This is a genomic window from Oleiphilus sp. HI0067, from assembly GCF_001635735.1.
On record NZ_LWFI01000753.1, the window covers coordinates 1 to 298 of the forward strand.

The 298-nt window shown below is 48.0% G+C and carries 1 protein-coding gene; it reads right to left on the reverse strand.

From position 1 onward, the window contains the following. On the reverse strand, positions 1-298 hold a 298-nt coding region (locus A3739_RS08240; RefSeq protein ID WP_156502473.1), incomplete at both ends, for an Ig-like domain-containing protein.

The window sequence follows — 298 nt, forward strand, 5'->3', positions numbered from 1 at the left end:
TTATGACCGTAGTGCCGGTCTTAACCGTATGCACACGGCCTTCATTACTCGGTGAATTGCTTATAGAAGCAATCTCTTGATTGCTCGATGACCAGACTACCTGGTCTGTCACATTAAGCGTTGTCTGATTCGAATAGTCGAGCATTGCTTCATAATTTGCATCGACCCTAAGTGGCAAGTCGCTATCACCCGGCACGATACGGAGTGCTGTAGGCGTTGCGTTTGTTACGGTGAGTACAGCTATATTGCTATCTACGCCGCCCAATGATGCCGAAATATCAGTAGTATCGGGCAGGAG